The organism is Streptomyces sp. FH025 (assembly GCF_017427025.1).
GTDB lineage: Bacteria > Actinomycetota > Actinomycetes > Streptomycetales > Streptomycetaceae > Kitasatospora.
Genome location: NZ_JAFLNG010000629.1, coordinates 1 through 4,557 on the forward strand (window position 1 = coordinate 1; position 4,557 = coordinate 4,557).

Below are 4,557 nucleotides of genomic sequence, written 5' to 3' on the forward strand. Positions count from 1 at the left end.
CAGGGGACTCCGGTGAGCCGGGCGCTCCAGCGCATGAGGTTCAAACGACGGCCGCTTCCTCGGTTTCCAGGCATAACATCACTTTTTGTGTGCGCCACAGCACACGGGGTAATGACGAGTTGGGGCTGATCCTGTCAGGCGGAGGGCCGGTTCCGGAAGTCGCACGCCCGGCGTGGCCGTCGGATCGGTTCTCGGATCGGTTTTCGGATCGGCTCTCGGACCGGTCCGGGGGCCGCGGGGGAACTCATCGCGGGGCTTCCGGCCCGGCGCCGGGCGGTCGGCCGGGCCCGGGGCCGAAACCGTCCTCGAAGGCCGTACGCGGGTGCTCCATCGCCCCCAGCGAGACCGTCTCGCGGGAGAACACCCCGCCGAACACCCAGTCCATCAGCACCCGTACCCGGCGCTCCGCGCTCGGCAGCCGCCGCAGGTGCCGGGCCCGGTGCAGCCACCAGGCCCGCCGTCCGGTGATCCGGCCGCCGCTCCGGGTGTGGGCGACGGCCCGGCGCAGGCCCAGCGAGGTCGAGCAGGCGGCGGGGCCCGGCCGGTACCCGGCGAGGCCGGGCGCGTGCGGTCCGCCGTCCAGGGCCACCTCGATGTTGCGGGCGAGCAGTTCGGCCTGGGCGAAGGCGTGCTGGACGTTGGACGCGCAGGGGGCGCCGTCCGCGCCGGGGTCGGGCACCGCGGCGCAGTCGCCGGCCGCCCAGACGCCGGGCAGCGCGCGTCCGTCCGGGCCGACCGCCTGCAGGGTGGCCAGACAGCGGACCCGGCCGAGGGTGTCCAACGGCAGATCGGTCTCGCGCAGCAGCGGGGAGGGCCGTACGCCCGCCGTCCAGACCAGGGTGCGGGCCTCGAAGCGGCTGCCGTCGGAGAGCGCGACGACCCCGCCGAGGGCGGACTCCAGGGTGGTGCGCAGCCGGATGTCGACGCCGCGCTCGCGCAGCTGGCCGAGGGTGTGCTCGGCGAGGTCGGGCGACTCGCCGGCGAGGATCCGGTCGGTCGCCTCGACCAGCACCCAGCGCAGGTCCTCGGACCGGATGTTGTGGTAGGTCCGCACGGCGGTGCGGGCCATGTCCTCCAGCTCGGCGAGCGCGCCGACGCCCGCGTAGCCGGCGCCGACGAAGACGAAGGTGAGCGCGGCCTGGCGCAGGGCGGGGTCGCGGGTGGCGGAGGCGAGGTCGAGCTGCTCCAGCACGTGGTTGCGCAGGTTCACCGCCTCGCCGACGGTGGAGAAGCGGAGTCCGTGTTCGGCGAGGCCGGGTACGGGTGCCGTCCGGGAGACCGAGCCGGGGGCCACCACCAGGATGTCGTAGGGGAGTTCGACCGGCGCGGGAGGTTCGCCGGGACCCGCGGCGTCGGCGAGGGCGCGGCGGGCGAAGTGCTCGATCCGGGTGATCCGGGCGGTGAGCACCCGGCAGTCCGGCAGGATCCGGCGCAGCGGGACGACCACGTGTCTCGGGTCGATCGAGCCGGCCGCGACCTCGGCCAGCAGCGGGTGGTAGGTGAAGTAGGCCCGGGGCTCGACGACGGTGATCTCCGCCTCGCCTCGGCGCAGCCGTTCGCGCAGGCCGCGCTGGAGGTGGAGCGCGGTGGCCATCCCGGCGCAGCCGCCGCCGACGATCAGGATCCTGATGGTGCACCTCCTGCCGATGTGGCGTCTCGTCCCGGCCCCGCGGCCGGGAGTGTCCCCCCATCACGCCCCCTATGAAGGACCGCCGGAGGTGGTCTTGTCCACAGTCCGTACGGGGCTGGTTGCCACGGAAGTGACCGTGGTGGCCAGTTGTGCCTGCCGGGCGACTTTCTGACGCACTTTCGGCCGCGAAGAGGCGTGAACTATGGTCGGATTGTGTGCCGGAGCGGCCACCGCCATGACAACCGGCGGCGACGCACCGTGGAGCGGCCATTACGGCCAGTTCCAGCGTTGGCGTGAGAACCCGACTGGGGGACAGTCATCCGGGGAAGGGTAGTTCCCGGACAGGGCCCCGGACGGTGCCGACGCGCCGAGCCGGACGTGAAGGCGGCCCGGCGGCACGACCGTGGTCACCGAAATCGGACGGGCGGCACGAGCAATGGGTCATCGGGTCACTTCTGACGGGCTGAGCTGCACCGGGGGGTGCAGGGGCGGGCGACGACAGGGTCCGGATTCGGACGCCTGCGGGGGAGAGTTGGGATGATGGAACAGGAGCAGGTGTTGGGTCGGGCGGGCGCACCGCACGCCGGACAGGGCATGGTGCCGGAGCAGCGCGGCCCGGTGGACCTGCCGCCGCAGGGCGGGGTGTCGTACTCGGCCGTCCCGTACCGGACGGAGCCGTCGCCGGCCGCCGTGCCGGTGCCCGGGGCCCGGCTGCGGGTGGACGCCCGGCGGAACCTGGAGAGCGTGCTGCGGGCGGCACGGGAGGTGTTCGGCGAGTTCGGCTACGACGCGCCGATGGAGGAGGTCGCCCGCCGGGCCGGGGTCGGGGTCGGCACGGTGTACCGGCGCTTCCCGAGCAAGGAGGTGCTGGTCCAGCGGATCGCCGCCGAGGAGGTGGCCTGGCTGACCGCGCAGGCCCGGGAGTCGCTGTACGGCGGCGACGGCGCCTGGGAGGCGCTGGCCGGGTACCTGGCCCGGGCGGTGGGCACGGGAGCCGGGCGGCTGCTGCCGCCGGAGGCGTTCCGGTACGCGGAGGAACTGGGCCGGGTGCCCGAGCAGCGGGCGCCGGAACCACCGGCGGCCGTCCGCTTCGACCCGCGCGGCGAGGAGGCGCTGTCCGGGGCCGCGGTCGAGCCCTCGGCGGCCGACGCCGACCCCAGACTGCTGTTGCAGTTGCTGGCCGCGCTGGTGGCGCGGGCCGGTGCGGCGGGCGAACTGCGTCCGGGCGTCACGGTGTCGGACGTGGTGCTGGTGCTGACCGCTTCGGTACCGGTGCACGCGGCCCGTTCGTCGGTCCCGGCGCCGACCGCGGCCGCCTTCACGGCGGTTGCTCCGCAGACGGACGGTCCATCGGTTTCCGGGCCGTCGGACCGGCTGCTGCAGATCCTGCTGGACGGCCTGCGGGCACGCTGACGGGCCGAGCCGGGCTCGGCCGGACCACCGGGTGACGCGGCCGACGTACCGTCCGGGCAAGGGAGTTGAACAGGGGACCGGCGCGCGAGCAAGGTGCGCGCGCCGGGCGCGGGCGGCACTCGCCCCATCGCCGCACGCTGGGCGAACACATCCGCGACGGCCCCTCGGAAGAGTGGGACCGGCCGGTCCGGCTACCGCCCGTCCCTGCGCTATGCCATCCTTTGCCCGTGGTTGGAGCCAATGTCCCGATGCGCGCCCTTCGCGCGCCGTCGGCGCCGTACGTCGGGAAACCGTGCGCCCGCGCACTCCCGCGCGCCCTGCCACACTACGGGGGCTGTCGTGGAATCTGGGGTCCGTTGTGAGCGCCGAGGAACAGAACGACTACGGGTACGGCCTCGACTTCGGGGGCCTCTCCGGTAGCACGGCCGAAGGGTCCGCCGCGGGCCCCGGCGGCACCGGTGCCGCCCAAGTGCCGGGCGCCGCAGCCGGTTCGAGCGCCGGCCACGTCCCCGACCAGGCCGGCATGCCCAGCCGCGAGTCGCTGTCCGCCTCCGCCGCCGCACTGCCGCCGGGCCGGGTGCCCGGACAGGCCCCGGCCGGCCTGGGCGGGGTCGCCCCCGAGGCGTTCGTCGGCGACGGCCGCCCGGCCCGGCCGACCGTGCCCGCCCCCGCCGACCCGGTGGACGGCGATCGCCCGTCCTCCGACGCCGAGTTGACCGCCCGGGTGCGGGCCGGCGACGACACCGCGTACGAGGAGATCTACCGCCGGCACGTCGACTCGGTGCGCCGCTACGCGCGCACCTGCTGCCGGGACAGCTTCACCGCCGAGGACCTGGCCGGCGAGGTCTTCGCCCGCACCCTTCAGGCCCTCAGGGCGGGCAAGGGGCCTGAGTTCGCCGTCCGCGCGTACCTGCTGACCGCCGTGCGCAACGTCGCCGCCGCCTGGACCCGCAGCGAACGGCGCGAGCAACTCGTCGACGACTTCAGCGTGTTCGCGCAGAGCTCGGCCGCCGTGGTCGACCTCGACCTGGCCGACCCGGGCGCCGACGCCTGGGCGATGGCCATGGCCGACCAGCGCATGGTCATGCAGGCCTACGCCGAACTGCCCGAGGACGACCGGGTGGTGCTCTGGCACACCGAGGTCGAACGGGAGTCGCCGAAGACCGTCGCGGTGATGCTCGGCAAGACCGCCAACGCCACCGCCGTCCAGGCCCACCGGGCCCGCGACCGGCTGGCCGCCGGCTTCCTCCAGGCGCACGTCTCCGGCAGCCAGGACAGCGCCTGCGAGGCGTACGCCAACCGGCTCGGGGCGTACGCGCGCGGCTCGCTGCGCAAGCGGGCCTCGGCGGAGGTCGGACGGCACCTCAAGGAGTGCGACCGCTGCACGGCGGCCTGCCTGGAGCTGACCGAGATCAACACCGGTCTGCGCGCGCTGCTGCCCGGCGGCGTGCTGGTGTGGGTCGGGGTCGGCGGGTTCAGCGCCGCCGCGGCCGCCGTGGGCGGTGCCGCCGCTG

The 4,557-nt window shown here is 75.0% G+C and carries 3 protein-coding genes; 2 read left to right on the forward strand and 1 reads right to left on the reverse strand.

The window, feature by feature from the left end; genetic code table 11:
• Positions 1-244 precede the first annotated feature (244 nt).
• A complete protein-coding gene (locus tag J0670_RS30905) occupies positions 245-1,594 on the reverse strand; it encodes an FAD-dependent oxidoreductase (RefSeq protein WP_243437769.1) in 1,350 nt (449 codons plus the stop codon).
• Positions 1,595-2,167: 573 nt separating this feature from the next.
• On the opposite strand from J0670_RS30905, the gene J0670_RS30910 reads away from it, so the two are divergent.
• Both J0670_RS30910 and J0670_RS30915 read left to right on the forward strand, forming a co-directional pair.
• Positions 2,168-3,043, forward strand: coding sequence for a TetR/AcrR family transcriptional regulator (locus J0670_RS30910; RefSeq protein ID WP_243437770.1), 876 nt, complete (start codon positions 2,168-2,170; stop codon positions 3,041-3,043).
• Positions 3,044-3,401: 358 nt separating this feature from the next.
• Positions 3,402-4,557 (forward strand): sigma-70 family RNA polymerase sigma factor (locus tag J0670_RS30915; protein WP_307806773.1); only part of this gene is annotated, 1,156 nt, incomplete at its 3' end.

What these genes read in the sequence shown, in the direction of transcription:
- J0670_RS30905 (WP_243437769.1), bottom strand. Translation starts at nt 1,594, where the DNA reads ATGGCCACCGCGCTCCACCTCCAGCGCGGCCTGCGCGAACGGCTGCGC.
- J0670_RS30910 (WP_243437770.1), top strand. Translation starts at nt 2,168, where the DNA reads ATGATGGAACAGGAGCAGGTGTTGGGTCGGGCGGGCGCACCGCACGCC.